The sequence below is a fragment of the Gottfriedia luciferensis genome (assembly GCF_002156865.1).
Taxonomy (GTDB): Bacteria; Bacillota; Bacilli; order Bacillales; family Bacillaceae_G; genus Gottfriedia; species Gottfriedia luciferensis.
The window spans coordinates 19,175-33,067 of record NZ_NCTA01000020.1 but is presented as its reverse complement, the minus strand read 5'-3'; the positions used below and the strand labels follow the sequence as shown (position 1 = coordinate 33,067).

13 protein-coding genes are annotated in these 13,893 nt (G+C 33.6%); 10 read left to right on the top strand and 3 right to left on the bottom strand.

The features are described 5' to 3' along the window. Positions 1–15 precede the first annotated feature (15 nt). The 5 genes from B7R67_RS14130 (at position 16) to B7R67_RS14110 (ending at position 5,551) form a co-directional block, all read left to right on the top strand. Complete coding sequence (locus tag B7R67_RS14130; RefSeq protein ID WP_142289566.1) at positions 16–1,401, top strand: sigma-54 interaction domain-containing protein; 1,386 nt, start codon at positions 16–18, stop codon at positions 1,399–1,401. 211 nt (positions 1,402–1,612) lie between these two features. Next, entirely contained in the window at positions 1,613–3,049 is a 1,437-nt protein-coding gene (gene kamA / locus B7R67_RS14125) for a lysine 2,3-aminomutase (protein ID WP_088071467.1), read from the top strand. Then, positions 3,049–3,327: a YokU family protein gene (locus B7R67_RS14120; protein ID WP_088071487.1), complete on the top strand. Its 279-nt coding sequence runs from the start codon at positions 3,049–3,051 to the stop codon at positions 3,325–3,327. The genes kamA and B7R67_RS14120 overlap by 1 nt, the downstream gene beginning before the upstream one ends. 123 nt (positions 3,328–3,450) lie before the next feature. Then, positions 3,451–4,929 carry an amino acid permease gene (locus tag B7R67_RS14115; protein WP_088071465.1) on the top strand — a complete coding sequence of 493 codons (1,479 nt, stop codon included), beginning with the start codon at positions 3,451–3,453 and terminating at the stop codon, positions 4,927–4,929. 265 nt (positions 4,930–5,194) lie between these two features. Beyond that, entirely contained in the window at positions 5,195–5,551 is a 357-nt protein-coding gene (locus tag B7R67_RS14110; protein ID WP_088071463.1) for a hypothetical protein, read from the top strand. Between the two features lie 212 nt (positions 5,552–5,763). Here the strand turns inward: B7R67_RS14110 and B7R67_RS14105 are convergent, their stop codons facing one another. Continuing rightward, entirely contained in the window at positions 5,764–6,204 is a 441-nt protein-coding gene (locus B7R67_RS14105) for a hypothetical protein (RefSeq protein WP_235822169.1), read from the bottom strand. Positions 6,205–6,448: 244 nt separating this feature from the next. Then, positions 6,449–6,688 carry a hypothetical protein gene (locus B7R67_RS14100; RefSeq protein ID WP_208615656.1) on the bottom strand — a complete coding sequence of 80 codons (240 nt, stop codon included), beginning with the start codon at positions 6,686–6,688 and terminating at the stop codon, positions 6,449–6,451. Positions 6,689–6,899: 211 nt separating this feature from the next. Here B7R67_RS14100 and B7R67_RS14095 point away from each other — a divergent pair, with 211 nt between their 5' ends. Then, on the top strand, positions 6,900–7,586 hold the full coding sequence (locus B7R67_RS14095) for a Dph6-related ATP pyrophosphatase (protein ID WP_208615655.1): 687 nt from the start codon (positions 6,900–6,902) through the stop codon (positions 7,584–7,586). Between the two features lie 121 nt (positions 7,587–7,707). Here the strand turns inward: B7R67_RS14095 and B7R67_RS14090 are convergent, their stop codons facing one another. Then, positions 7,708–9,144, bottom strand: a complete 1,437-nt coding sequence (locus tag B7R67_RS14090; protein ID WP_088071459.1) for an APC family permease — start codon at positions 9,142–9,144, stop codon at positions 7,708–7,710. A gap of 655 nt (positions 9,145–9,799) precedes the next feature. On the opposite strand from B7R67_RS14090, the gene B7R67_RS14085 reads away from it, so the two are divergent. The 4 genes from B7R67_RS14085 to B7R67_RS14070 all read left to right on the top strand — a co-directional run bounded on the left by B7R67_RS14085 (position 9,800) and on the right by B7R67_RS14070 (position 13,888). Beyond that, a complete protein-coding gene (locus tag B7R67_RS14085) occupies positions 9,800–10,900 on the top strand; it encodes an ABC transporter substrate-binding protein (protein ID WP_158095113.1) in 1,101 nt (366 codons plus the stop codon). 219 nt (positions 10,901–11,119) lie between these two features. Beyond that, positions 11,120–12,046: an ABC transporter permease gene (locus B7R67_RS14080; protein WP_088071455.1), complete on the top strand. Its 927-nt coding sequence runs from the start codon at positions 11,120–11,122 to the stop codon at positions 12,044–12,046. A gap of 4 nt (positions 12,047–12,050) precedes the next feature. Continuing rightward, positions 12,051–12,845: an ABC transporter permease gene (locus tag B7R67_RS14075; RefSeq protein WP_088071453.1), complete on the top strand. Its 795-nt coding sequence runs from the start codon at positions 12,051–12,053 to the stop codon at positions 12,843–12,845. Then, entirely contained in the window at positions 12,842–13,888 is a 1,047-nt protein-coding gene (locus tag B7R67_RS14070) for an ABC transporter ATP-binding protein (RefSeq protein ID WP_088071451.1), read from the top strand. Before B7R67_RS14075 ends, B7R67_RS14070 begins: the two co-directional genes overlap by 4 nt. Positions 13,889–13,893 lie beyond the last annotated feature (5 nt).

Here is a 13,893-nt window from a genome sequence, read left to right as displayed (position 1 = left end):
GATGGTGAGAAAATGATTTCAACAATTCCTACTAATCAAATGATTAGTGCCATATTAAACAGTATCGATGAATCAATTCATGCGGTCGACAATAATGGAATGACTATATTTTATAATCAAGTTGCCGCTGACCACGATGGAGTTTCTGTAGACGAAGTGTTAGGAAAACATGTTCTAGAAGCCTTTCCATCCTTAACAAAAGAAACGAGTACATTACTGAAGGTATTGGAGACAAGACAACCAATTATTCAACAGCCCCAACGCTTTGAAAACATTAAAGGGCAATTCATTGATACAGTTAATACTACGATTCCTATCATTTTGGATAACAATCTTATAGGGGCCGTTGAAATTGCAAAAGACTACTCCACGATTAAAACGCTTGGAGAAAAGGTGTTGGATTTACAAGCAAGAATTAAACCACAAATTAAACAAGGGAAATCTAAACAAGTCCATTCATATACGATTACAGATATATTAACGAATGATCCAGCCTTAATGGCCGTAAAAAGCCAAGTTGAGAAGGTGGCAAATGCTGATTCTGCAGTACTTGTAGTAGGTGAAACAGGGACAGGAAAAGAACTTTTCGTACAGTCAATTCATCATAGCTCAGGTAGAAGTGAAGGTCCTTTTATCGCTCAAAACTGTGCTGCTTTGCCTGAATCATTATTAGAAAGTATCTTATTTGGTACTACAAAAGGTAGTTACACGGGCGCTATAGACAGACCAGGATTATTTGAATTAGCTGATGGAGGAAGTCTATTTTTAGATGAGCTTAATTCGATGCCTTTAGAGCTACAAGCTAAGTTATTGCGGGTATTAGAGGATGGAGTGGTCCGTCGTATAGGGGATCAAAAAACTCGTAAGGTTAATGTTCGAGTAATTGCAGCAATTAATGAATCTCCTCTAGACTGTGTTCAGAATGGCATCATGCGTCCAGATTTATATTATCGTTTAAATGTATTTTCTTTATTCATTCCTCCTTTGAGAGAAAGAAACTTTGATATAGAACTTCTTACATCCCATTTTGTAGAGCAATTTAATGAGCGATTCTCGAAGCATGTTCGAAATGTGGAGCATACTGTATTTGAGTTATTTCACCAATATAACTGGCCTGGTAATGTTCGGGAATTAAAGCATACGATCGAGCATGCAATGATTATGGCAGAAGGTCATACTCTATCAGTTAAACATCTACCAGTACAACTACAACACATTAAGAAAAGTACTGAGACAAAGGGAATTCAGCCATTACGTTCGGCAATGCAAGAAATGGAAATCTCTCTTATTAAACAAGCTTTACTACAAACAAACTCTAATATTCAACAAGCCGCAGTTTTACTAGAAATACCTAGACAAACTCTACAATATAAAATAAAGAATTTAAATATTATTGTATAAGCCGCCTAATATTAGGCGGTTTTATTGTTTTTGTTCATTAAAAATTAATACGAATTCCAGTAATCTTTACAAGAAATTAAAAAAAAAAATAAAAAAACCCTTTAAATAGTTTGAATTTTCTATATTGATAGTCAATTCAGTTGAAATTTTTTTCAGTTTGGCACGACTCTTGCTATTAATAAAAACAAACAATTTGAAAGGGGATGTAAGTATGGTAAATGCAGTCTATGCTCCAAAAAGACATTGGAAAGAAATCAGTTTATGGAAAGATGTAACAGAGGAACAGTGGAATGATTGGGTTTGGCAGCTTACAAACACCATTAAAACAGTGGATGAGTTAAAGCAAGTGATTAACATCACTCCAGAAGAAGAAGATGGGGTAAGAATTGCGACAAAAACGATTCCATTAAACATTACACCTTATTATGCTTCATTAATGAATCCGGATGACCCACGTTGTCCAGTTCGTATGCAATCAGTTCCAATCTCTGCGGAGATTCATAAAACTAAGTATGATTTAGAAGATCCACTTCATGAGGATGAGGATTCTCCAGTACCAGGTTTAACACATCGTTATCCTGACCGTGTCCTATTTTTAGTAACAAATCAATGTTCGATGTACTGTCGCTATTGTACAAGACGTCGTTTCTCAGGACAAATCGGAATGGGAGTACCTAAAAAACAGCTTGATGCAGCAATTAATTACATTAGTAAAAATACTCAAGTACGTGATGTCTTAATTTCTGGTGGAGACGGCCTATTAATAAACGATAATATTTTAGAGTACATCTTAAAAAATTTACGCGACATTCCACATGTAGAAATTATCCGAATCGGTACAAGGGCACCTGTAGTATTCCCACAACGTATTACAGAAAACCTTTGTAACATCTTAAAAAAATATCATCCAGTTTGGTTAAATACTCATTTCAATACTTCTATTGAAATTACTGAGGAATCAAAACGAGCTTGCGAAATGCTTGCAAATGCAGGTGTGCCTTTAGGGAACCAAGCAGTAATCTTAGCTGGAATTAATGATAGTGTACCGATCATGAAAAAACTAATGCACGATTTAGTAAAAATTCGTGTTCGTCCATATTACATTTATCAATGCGATTTATCAGAAGGAATTGGTCATTTCCGTGCTCCTGTATCAAAAGGTTTAGAAATTATGGAAGGACTTCGAGGCCATACTTCTGGGTATGCAGTCCCAACATTCGTTGTAGACGCTCCAGGTGGTGGTGGAAAAATTTCACTTCAACCGAACTATTTAATTTCTCAAAGTGCTGATAAAGTTGTTCTTCGTAATTTTGAAGGCGTTATCACAACTTATCCAGAGCCACAAAACTATGTACCTGGTAGAGCCGAAGCGTATTTTGAAGAAATTTATCCAAATATGAATGAAAAACGTTCAAATGCTGGAATTGCAGGGTTAATGAATGAATCTAAATTTAATCTAGTACCAGAAGGGTTACAACGTATGGACCTTCGTAAAACTTATGCAACTAACCCAGAACATGCTTCTTTAAAAGATAAACGTGAAAAACGTGATGAATTAAAAGAAAAGAAATTCCAAGCACAACTTACAAAAATTCAAGTTAGTGAGAAACTAGTAGGAAGTGCAGCTTCTCAAGGGGAAACTGAATGATGGCTTGTCAGTGGTGTGAGTCAGTCAACGTAATAGAATCGACAAATACGGTCTACTGGGAGCTTCCAGATGGTACGAAGGCGATTGAAATTAAGGAAACACCTTGTATTGAATGTCTGGACTGTAATATGACCTATCAAACAGATGACACTGTTTCAGCTATAGAGGAGCAATTATACCTAATTAATACAAAGCTGCTCGATAAAACAATGTCATACCAACAGTTAATCAACCAACCAAGATTATTAAAAAGAAATTACTTTGATTTTTCCAAATAGAAAAGGCAGGAAGGGCAGGGAAATGGTATAGCTTGATCAATTTAATTAAATCTTTAACCAGATTCTTTATCCTGCTTTTCCTTTGTCCTGCTCTTCATTTTTTGACTGAAAAGGAGTATTTTAATGAAAAATACAATTGATACATTAACAGTCATTGATTCTAAATATGAATTATCTTCCACGTCCCAAGAGTTAAAGCGGGGATTAAAACCTCGTCACATTACAATGATTTCACTTGGTGGAACAATTGGTACTGGTTTATTTTTGGCAAGCGGTGGTGCCATTCATACTGCAGGACCAGGTGGTGTTTTGTTAGCATATATCGCTATTGGAATTATGGTGTACTTTTTAATGACAAGCCTTGCAGAAATGGCTACATATATGCCTGTTGCAGGATCGTTTAGTACATACGCAACTAAATTTGTAGACCCTGCACTTGGTTTTGCCCTTGGTTGGAATTATTGGTATAACTGGGCAATTACAATAGCAGCAGAATTAGCTGCAGTTACAATGATTATGAAATTTTGGTTGCCACATACATCATCTCTATTATGGAGTTCATTATTTTTAGCAATTATCTTTCTTCTAAACTATTTATCTGTTAAAGGGTTCGGCGAATCAGAATACTGGTTTTCATTAATAAAAGTAGTGACAGTTATCATTTTTTTAATTGCAGGATTTTTAATGATATTTGGAATTCTTGGTGGAGAAGCAGTAGGATTTAAAAATTTCACAATTGGTGATGCTCCATTTCATGGTGGTTTCATGGCAACTCTTGGAATCTTTATGGCAGCTGGATTCTCTTTTCAAGGTACTGAGTTATTAGGAGTAGCAGCGGGGGAAAGTGAAGAACCGCAAAAAAATATTCCACGAGCAGCTCGTCAAATATTTTGGCGTATTCTATTATTTTATGTTTTATCTGTGTTCGTAATTGGCTTACTAATTCCTTATACAAATAAAAGTCTCGCAAGTGGTGATGTCACTGTCAGCCCATTCACTTTGGTTTTCGACAAAGCGGGTATTGCCTTTGCAGCCTCTGTAATGAATGCGGTTATTCTAACAGCGGTGTTATCTGCTGGCAATTCTGGAATGTATGCTTCAGCACGTATGTTATGGGACTTGGCTCGCCAAGGAAAAGCACCTAAAGCACTGGGCAAGTTAAATAGCCGTGGTGTTCCTGTTAATGCATTAATTATTACTGCAGCAGTTGGTACACTAGCGTTTTTAGCGTCGCTATACGGTGACGGAGTTGTTTATATTTGGTTACTAAATGCTTCAGGAATGTCCGGTTTTATCGCTTGGCTTGGAATAGCAGTTTGTCACTATCGATTCCGTAAAGCTTTTGTAGCACAAGGAAAAGATTTAAACGATCTTCCATATAAAGCAAAATGGTTCCCGTTTGGTCCATTATTTGCTTTCGCACTTTGTGGGATTGTAATTCTTGGTCAAAACTACTCTGCTTTTACAGGAAAGACGATCGATTGGAATGGAGTACTTGTTTCTTATATCGGATTACCACTATTTCTTGTTTTATGGATAGGATACAAACTGATTAAAAGAACAAAAATTGTTCCGCTTAATGAATGTGATTTGGATAATTAATAGAAGAGATTAATTCAGGAGATAAAAGTAATTTATACTTAAGTAATATGGTTGGAAAAAGGTAATAAATAGTTAGAGATGCTATTCGTAAATGAAATAGCATCTCTTTTTTTATTGCTGATTCTATCAACAAACTTTTAGAACTCTACCAGATTGAATTGTAAAAACTTTTTTAAAAAATATGATAGTTTGTATTATGGAAGGGGATTAAAACATACACTTATTTTAGTAGGGTATTTATTTTCTACAACGAGGGGATGGAGCAATGAATTTCGAAATGCAAAAAGCGAATCTGTTGGCGGATAGTATAAAAGGGTTTATAGAACTCGTTTATGAAACCTATGAGAATAGTAAAAATGCCTCCATAAATAATACAGATAAAATCTATCAACTAAAACTTCTTATCGAGGAATATAGATTTCAAGTATTGGCAGAAGAACTTTTGAGAATTAATCGGTTTGCGTGGGATGAAAAATATACTTATTTATTAGTTGATCGATTTAAAGAAGGAATAAACACTATCGGTGAGTATATAGATAATCATTATAATGAATTGTATATTTTTACGGCAAGGCTTTACACATTAAAAAATCTAAACGTATCTTTTAACCGTAATCTGTAACTTTCTCCAATCTTGGAGTATATATAATAGAAGAAATAACGTTTTCTATTTAATTAAAAAAGGATCTCCACTATAGGAAGATCCTAAAAATACAATTTAAGCTAGTATTTATTTTGATTAAATTGTACAGAAATAGCTTGTCCATTTTAAGATTCTCAAGATAGATAAGATGTTCTTAAAAGTTATTATTTCTCAGACATCAACTATCTATCTTATTCTGTTATTCTTTTAAAACTTGGTAATCTATTAATTCTTTCCGCGCTCTCTTCTTCATTGGCTGTGCCTTCGGTATGCTCAGAGTCTGTTCTTATTCTACTTCTTTTTATTTTACTATCTCTGATTTTTATACCTTGTTGACCGCCCAATTCATCATTGTTTTTTCCAGCAATACCACTTCTACCATTTCCATCCGCAAATTGTGATTTTGTATTTGCAGTACTACTGTTGTCTCTAGCATTTTGGCCACCCTGATTTGCGTTCATACCAACATTACGATTAATCTGTCCGCCACCTTCTGCTCTCTGTTCAACTTGGACACGGACATCCTCAATATTAATGTTAAAGATATTGATATTTAACGTCTGTAAATTCGGGTTGGCTGCTAATGCCTGTTGTATTTCTTCTTTATAGTTTTCCTCTTCTTTTAATGACATAATATGCCTCCTTTCTACTTATAAAATATATCTATTCATTTTTAGTAGTCCTGATTAGACAGATAGTAGAGTTACAAGCAAATTATTTTAAAAAGTGGTTTGAATCATGTGGAGAAAACAAAAGAAGAATCATTTGTTCTAAGTAAAAGATATTCAAATCGTTATTTAATGTAATTATTTGACAAGATTATTTTTCAACAGCATAAAAATAACTCTGAAATACAGAGTTATTTATGTGTATTACTTATTTAATTCCGAAGTTACCAGAAAATTGTTTTACAACAGCTTGTACTTCATCTAGTTTTTCTGGTTTTAATAGGCTAATCATCTTAGGGACAAATTGTTGAATATCATCCATTGAAAAAGTTCCTTCATTTTGTTTCTTGAAGTTTTCTAGAAGGATCTCTTTTGCCTCTGCTTCTTTACCTTCTTGAACTCTTTGTAAGATAAAATCTAAAAACATTTCTTGACCTTGCTTGTCCATTGGAATGCCTCCTAACAAAAATATAACACCTTTTGGTGTTGTATTTTAATTATAAACCTAAAAGGTGTTATGTCAAATACATTTTACAAATTTACCTGATAGATTCTTGAAATACTCGGAGTATTTTTGAACGGTTCATAATGGTAGACTTAATATTATAATTGAATAATTGAATTAGGAGAGGGAGGCGATTTGTATTTTTAAGAAAAAAGTGGCATTATCTTTTAGCGGTAAGGACTCAACCTTAGCATTGCATGACCTTATTCATTCTGATGAGTATGAAGTAGTTTTACTAATTGCTACAGTAACAGAAGGTTTTAATCGTACTAGTATACATGGGGTTAGAGTCGAATTATTGGAGGCACAGGCAGAATCAATTGGAATTCCACTTAGAAAAATATGGATTCCTGAAAATTGTTCTAATGAAAAATATCAAGAAATAATGATTCAGGTTAATCGAGAGATAAAGGAACAAGGAATCGAGCATGTTGCCTTTGGGGACCTATTTCTAGAAGATATCCGTAAATATCGGGAAGAAATGTTAAAACCTTTAGAAATAACGCCAATTTTTCCGCTTTGGGGTGAAAATACGACAAACGTACTTAAACGATTTTTAAATCTAGGCTATAAAACAATTATTACTTGTGTAGATTTAACAAGATTGACTGAGGAGTTTTCAGGTAAAGAGATAGATAATCAATTTATTGATGAACTTCCTTATGGAATCGATCCTTGTGGTGAAAATGGAGAGTATCATTCTTTTGTTTTTGATGGCCCCATTTTTAAAAAGCCAATCCAATTTCATATTGGAGAAAAGAAGCTGACAAACGACATCTATTCAGGGGAAACTAGATTTTGTTTTACTGACCTAGTTCAAATTGAAGACAGTAAACATTAAAAAACATACGAAAGGTCCTTTAATAAGTTAAAGGACCTTTTCATGAACATCTAGAAATGCTATCCCTCGGTCTACTAAAACCTAATAAACAAAGGTTTTGTTCACTTATTAATTAAACTATCTAAATATCCAAATCTTTATTCTCTAAATTGATCCCAATTTTACCTTCTTGAATTCTAGAACGGAATAACACCCAATAAATAACAATTCCAGCAAGAAATAAGTATAGTATAACTTTTGTAGTTGGTAGAAAGTCTTTTGGAAGTGTTAAAATACCAACTTCAAAAACTAACCAAATAATCGCAAGAATCGTAACTGGAAGACGCCACTTGCCTAACTTGAACCCATCCGAATCGGGTAAAGTTTTAATTTTAGTTGCATAAGCGATTACAGTAATTAAGTAAATAATTGCCGGTAGTGCAGCAGATGTACCAATTAGTAAGGATAGTTTTCCAAAGTAGAATACGGCAATTATTCCAAGTACGGAAACTAAAATAATTGCATTGTATGGAACATTATGTTTTTTATCAACTTTTTTAAATACATTTGAAGCAAAAAACACATTATCCCTTGATAAAGCATAAATAAGGCGAGATGCTGAAGCCATAATAATTAATCCGCATGCAAAAATTGAGACAATAACTAATGCAAGGAAGAAGTCTGCAACTGCAGTTCCTAAACGTGACTGTAAAATATCAGAAATAGGTGATGTAGATGACATAATACTACTAATATCTTTAATACCTGAAGTAACAATGATTAAGAAAATAAAACCAATTACACCTGCAAGTAACATAGAGTAAACAATCGCTTTAGGAACAGTTTTTTTAGCATCAACAGTTTCTTCAGCTAAGTTTGCAGCAGCTTCAAAACCTACTAATGTATAAGATCCCATTACTACTGCTAGTACAAATGCTGTAAAATAACTACCATTTGAGCCAACTTTGTGAGCTGTATAAGTTAATAGTGAAAAATCTGCGCCTTTGAAAAATAATACAAAGCTTAAAATAATAATAATACCAATAAATCCTATTACTTCTGTATATACTGCCGAATTGTTTATAATTGTTGCAATTCGTACCCCGTAAATATTTAATAGCGCTTGAATAGCAATTGTAATTAATACTACCGTTGTTAGTACTGAAGTAGTACTTTTAATTCCAAATAAATCAAGAAATATCGGTGCTACCCCATAATCAACAGTTGGAACAACTATAATTAAGTAGCATAATGCAGCCCAACCTGTAAACCAGCCAAATCCTCGATTAGTCAAACGACTTACCCATTGGTAAACATAACCACTAAGCGGGATCTTACTTGATAAATCTGCAAAGATCAACGCGACTAACAGATGCCCAAACATAACAAATGGCCATGTCCAAATTCCCGCAGGTCCAGCTGCTCCTAAAGCTAGACTATAAGAGCTAAAGATTCCAGTTGTAATAGAAATAAATGAAAAGGCTACTGCAAAGGAACTGAAAAATTTTAATGATCGCTGTAATTCTTGTTTGTAGTTAAATGATTGTAAAGCATCTTGATCAATAACTGGTTTACTCATAAATCATCTCCTCCGATTTCTTGTTTTAATTAGCAGAATATTCTTATAATTAAACTTATGGTTTGTCTGATGAGATTAACCAAAGTTTTATTATCAATCTAGATCAATCAAACAGAGCAAACTAACTCCTTTATGACTTAAGGAGTCGTTTTAGTAAGTGCAGGCGGTTTGTTCAATTGAACAAAGTGTAGTTGATTTTCACTTTAGGACATTCACTTTCCTTGGGGAGGATGGTGAATCTTAAAGCCCCAACCACTTGTCTAATTTATATTTAAAATTTAGTAATGCAACTTCTATGCCAGTCTTGAAAGTAGTGATGATTAAGTAGATTTCCGTAGCTTCGAAGGGTGAAAATAAGATGTTTTAATATGATGTTTTGAATAACTTATGCAATGCTGAATAATTAACAGGCAAAAAGAAGTAAATGAGGATCTAATAAAATATACCTTTTAGTCTAGAAAACTCCTTATAAATTAAGTAATTGAGTACGTTTGCTGCATATTTTAATAGAAATTTAATAAAACTGGCATAAATCTTGCTTGTTTAATTAATTGAATATTCTAAAAAAACGGAGTGTGGTAATGAGATTACATGCTTAGTGTAATAAGTTGATTTGAGATCTCAAGTTAAAAAGATGAATATGGGAGGCTTACAGGTGAGAATAAAAAATAAGTTTGCTACTTTGTTAATGGGAATTGTCGCATCATCAATGATGATTACTGCTTGTGGAAAAGATAGCCAAGTAACAGGTGGTAATGAAAAAGGATCAAAGACACTTAACTTACTTACTTGGGAAGGATACGCTGACCCAGAATTTACAAAAGGATTTGAAGAAAAATATGGTGTCAAAATTAATGCTACATATTTTGGCTCAAGTGACGAATTATTAGCTAAGTTAAAATCTGGCGGTGGGGATACATATGACATTATTTCTCCTTCATCGGATGTTGCATCTATTCTTGTTGATTCAGGTTTAGTCGATGAGATAGATACTAGTAAAATTGAGAATTACAGCGATTTAAATGAGCGCTTACGTTCGTTAAAAGATGTAATAAAAGGTGGGAAAACATATGGAATACCTTTTACTTGGGGACCTGATTATCTGATTTATGATGCAGATGTCATCAAAGAAGCACCTAAGTCTTGGAGTACTTTCTGGGATTCTAAGTACAAAGGTAAAGTTTCAGTTTGGGATGATATTTCAAATATTTATTTAACTGGTCAAATTATGGGACTAGATAAAAGTGATGAAAGTGCGATTTATAATATGTCGGAAAAACAGCTTCAGGATGCGAAGAAAAAATTGCTTGAGCTTAAACCAAATATCCGTAAATATTGGGCTACAGCAGGTGAATTAAACGATTTATTTGCTAACAAAGAAGTAGTTATGGCAGTTGGTTGGCCATTAACAATTGCAGAAGTAAACGCAAAAGGACGTAACTTAAAATGGACAATTCCACAAGAAGGAGCAACAGGATGGATTGATCGACTAATGATTGTAAAAGGATCAAAACATAAAGAGCTAGCTGAAAAATATTTAAATTACATTACCTCTCCGGAAGCGCAAGCAAAAGTTGCCAAAGTTACAACGTATGGTATTGCGAATCCAAAAGCTGCACAATTTATGGATAAAACATTAATTGAAGAAACATACGTTAACAATATGGATGATATGTTCTCAAAATTGAACTTCTGGCAGCCTGTAAAAGAACGTAGCCGATATAATGAGATTTGGACAGAGGTTAAAACCCAGTAAAGTATTTTTTTAATGTGAAGGGTTACTAGCATAGTAACCCTTCAATTTATAGACAATATCCATAACTCTGAGGCGTGTAGCCTAGCGAGGAGCGGGGTTTACCATAAACGGTTGAGCACCACAGATAGGCGAAGCAACGAAGAAAGCGAACGTTTGGCTACCAGTCTGAAGGGTTACTAGTATAGTAACCCTTTTAAATATCAATATAGGAGGTAGAAGATGGAAGTTGTTCAAGAAAAAGTAGCAGTAGTACTCAAGAAGAAAAAGAAAAGACTAAGATTGCTAGTTTTAATTGCTTTTGTTCCAACAATTATTTGGTTACTTTTGTTTTTAATTTTACCTTACATCAATTTATTTATTTATAGTTTTTGGCAGGCTGGACCTATTAATATTATTAAAGAATTTTCAACTGCAAATTATACAAAATTTTTTACAGCAACTGAGGGTGCACGGGCACCTTTTTCAATACTACTAGATACGCTTTATTTAGCAGGAACGGTAACATTTTTTACAATTTTATTAAGCTACCCGTTAGCTTATTTTATTAATTTTCGAGTAACAAAATACAAGCAGTTTATTTATATGTTAGTCATCATTCCACTTTGGATTAGTTACATTGTTAGGGCGTACTCATGGAAAATTATTTTAGGTACAAATGGAATATTAAATTCTTCTTTAATGTACTTGCATATTATCGATAAACCATTGGAATTTTTCCTGTACAGTAAAATATCAGTCATTATTGGGATGGTACATATTTATACACCTTTTGTATTGATGCCAATTTATACAATACTCGAACAGATTCCTAAAAATTTAGTTGAAGCTTCAAAGGACTTGGGAGGTAATCGATTCCAATCGTTTTTTAAAATTATATTTCCTTTATCGCTACCGGGGGTTATTGCCGGAGCCACATTTGCATTTGTTTTATCAATGGGGGATTTTTTAGCACCTTCATTATTAGGCGGTCCAGATAGTAATACAATGATTGCTAACTTAGTTCAACTGCAATTTGGTACATCAAATAACTGGCCATACGGATCGGCAATTGGTGTGATCATATTTATACTAGTTCTAGTTGTACTAGATTTGACCGGTCGAGCTGAGAAAAAATATTCAGCAATCGATTCAAAGGAAGTGAGGTAACTAGATGACAAAGCGATTTTCATTTTTAAACAGTGCAATTTTTATAATAGCTATGCTAGTTTTGCTTTTTCTTTATTTACCTCTGATTGTTGTGACAATTTACTCATTTAATCCGGATAGCGTTAATAGCTTTCCAATGAGTGGTTTTTCTTTAAAGTGGTACCATGTTATGGCTAATAATGAAGCACTTATACAGTCACTCAAAAACTCGGTAATCGTAGCACTAATTAGTACATTTTTTGCGATTTGTTTAGGCTTACCAGGAGCTTTTTTAGTAGACCGATTTAATTTTCCCGGCAAAAAATTATTTGAAAGAATTGTATTATTACCATTAATGCTTCCAGGAATATTAACAGGTGTAGCATTATTAAACTTTTTCCAGGAGATTGGTATTCGTCCATCTATGTCTGCTGTCATTATTGGTCATACTACATTTTTGATTGCTGTCATTATGACTCAAGTTTACTCAAGATTAAAACGATTGGACAGAAATCTTGAACAAGCATCATATGATTTAGGGGCAACTAAAATACAAACTTTCTTTTATATTATTCTACCATCTATATCTACTTCGCTAATTGGGGCGGCAATGCTTGCCTTCACTCTATCATTAGATGAAATACCTGTTACATTTTTCTTAAATGGCGTGTTTTCTACTTTACCTTTACAAATTTGGGGTATGACAAGAAATGGAATTACACCAGAGGTAAATGCTATTTCAACAATCGTCTTTTTCGCATCACTTGTATTTATCATTATTTCGGCTACATTAACTAAAGAGGAAGGAAGACGAGTATGACGGAAAAAATCATTCGATTAAAAGAGATAAATAAATCATATGGAACGAATCATATTGTAAAAGATTTATCATTAGATGTTTATAAAGGGGAGTTTTTAACATTATTAGGTCCAAGTGGATGTGGTAAGACTACTACCCTAAGAATGATTGGTGGTTTCGAAGCGCCTAATTCTGGCCAAGTTTTTATTAATGAACAAGATGTCACAGATATTCCTCCGAATAAACGTGATGTAAATACTGTTTTTCAGAACTATGCATTATTTCCACATATGACTGTAAACGAAAATATTGAGTATGGTATGAGAATGAAGAAGATTAAAAAAAATGAACGCCTAGAAAGAGTTAATAAAATTTTAAAAATGGTACAAATGGAAAGCTTTGCGAGTAGGAAGCCAAAAGAAATGTCTGGAGGACAGCAACAACGGATTGCTGTTGCAAGAGCAATCGTCAATAATCCATCAGTTCTTTTATTGGATGAGCCATTAGGTGCTTTAGATTTAAAATTGCGTAAAGAAATGCAATTAGAATTAAAGCATTTGCAAAAATCATTAGGAATGACGTTTATTTACGTTACACATGATCAAGAAGAAGCATTAACAATGAGCGATCGTATTGCTGTTATGAGGGATGGGCGAATTGATCAATTAGATACACCTGAATCAATCTATAATCATCCAAAAACAGTATTTATTGCTGACTTTATAGGGGAAACGAACTTATTAAAAGGTAAGGTCGCTAGTATTCAAGGGAATGAGGCAACGATTGAATTATTTGGTCATAAATTTAAGGCAAATAAAAATGACAATTTTGAACTTGAAGAATATGTAAATATTTCAATTCGACCTGAAAACTTAATCTTATCCAATGAGGATTCTTACTTTAAAGGTGTTGTAAAAGAAGTCTTGTTTGCAGGATCTGTTCGAAAGCTTGTAGTTGAGATACATAATGGAGAAGAAATCGTATTAACGATAGATGATAGTTCATACCTTCCTGGTCAAGAAGTAGGGATTACTTGGAAGCAAACGCCTGTTGTAATCGCCTGATGTTA

Bases quoted from the DNA above. Each gene is read 5' to 3' on its own strand.
- B7R67_RS14105 (WP_235822169.1), bottom strand. From the start codon at position 6,204: ATGTCATTAAAAGAAGAGGAAAACTATAAAGAAGAAATACAACAGGCA.
- B7R67_RS14080 (WP_088071455.1), top strand. From the start codon at position 11,120: ATGGAAGTTGTTCAAGAAAAAGTAGCAGTAGTACTCAAGAAGAAAAAG.
- B7R67_RS14090 (WP_088071459.1), bottom strand. From the start codon at position 9,144: ATGAGTAAACCAGTTATTGATCAAGATGCTTTACAATCATTTAACTAC.
- B7R67_RS14115 (WP_088071465.1), top strand. From the start codon at position 3,451: ATGAAAAATACAATTGATACATTAACAGTCATTGATTCTAAATATGAA.
- kamA (WP_088071467.1), top strand. From the start codon at position 1,613: ATGGTAAATGCAGTCTATGCTCCAAAAAGACATTGGAAAGAAATCAGT.
- B7R67_RS14075 (WP_088071453.1), top strand. From the start codon at position 12,051: ATGACAAAGCGATTTTCATTTTTAAACAGTGCAATTTTTATAATAGCT.
- B7R67_RS14070 (WP_088071451.1), top strand. From the start codon at position 12,842: ATGACGGAAAAAATCATTCGATTAAAAGAGATAAATAAATCATATGGA.
- B7R67_RS14110 (WP_088071463.1), top strand. From the start codon at position 5,195: ATGAATTTCGAAATGCAAAAAGCGAATCTGTTGGCGGATAGTATAAAA.
- B7R67_RS14100 (WP_208615656.1), bottom strand. From the start codon at position 6,688: ATGGACAAGCAAGGTCAAGAAATGTTTTTAGATTTTATCTTACAAAGA.
- B7R67_RS14120 (WP_088071487.1), top strand. From the start codon at position 3,049: ATGGCTTGTCAGTGGTGTGAGTCAGTCAACGTAATAGAATCGACAAAT.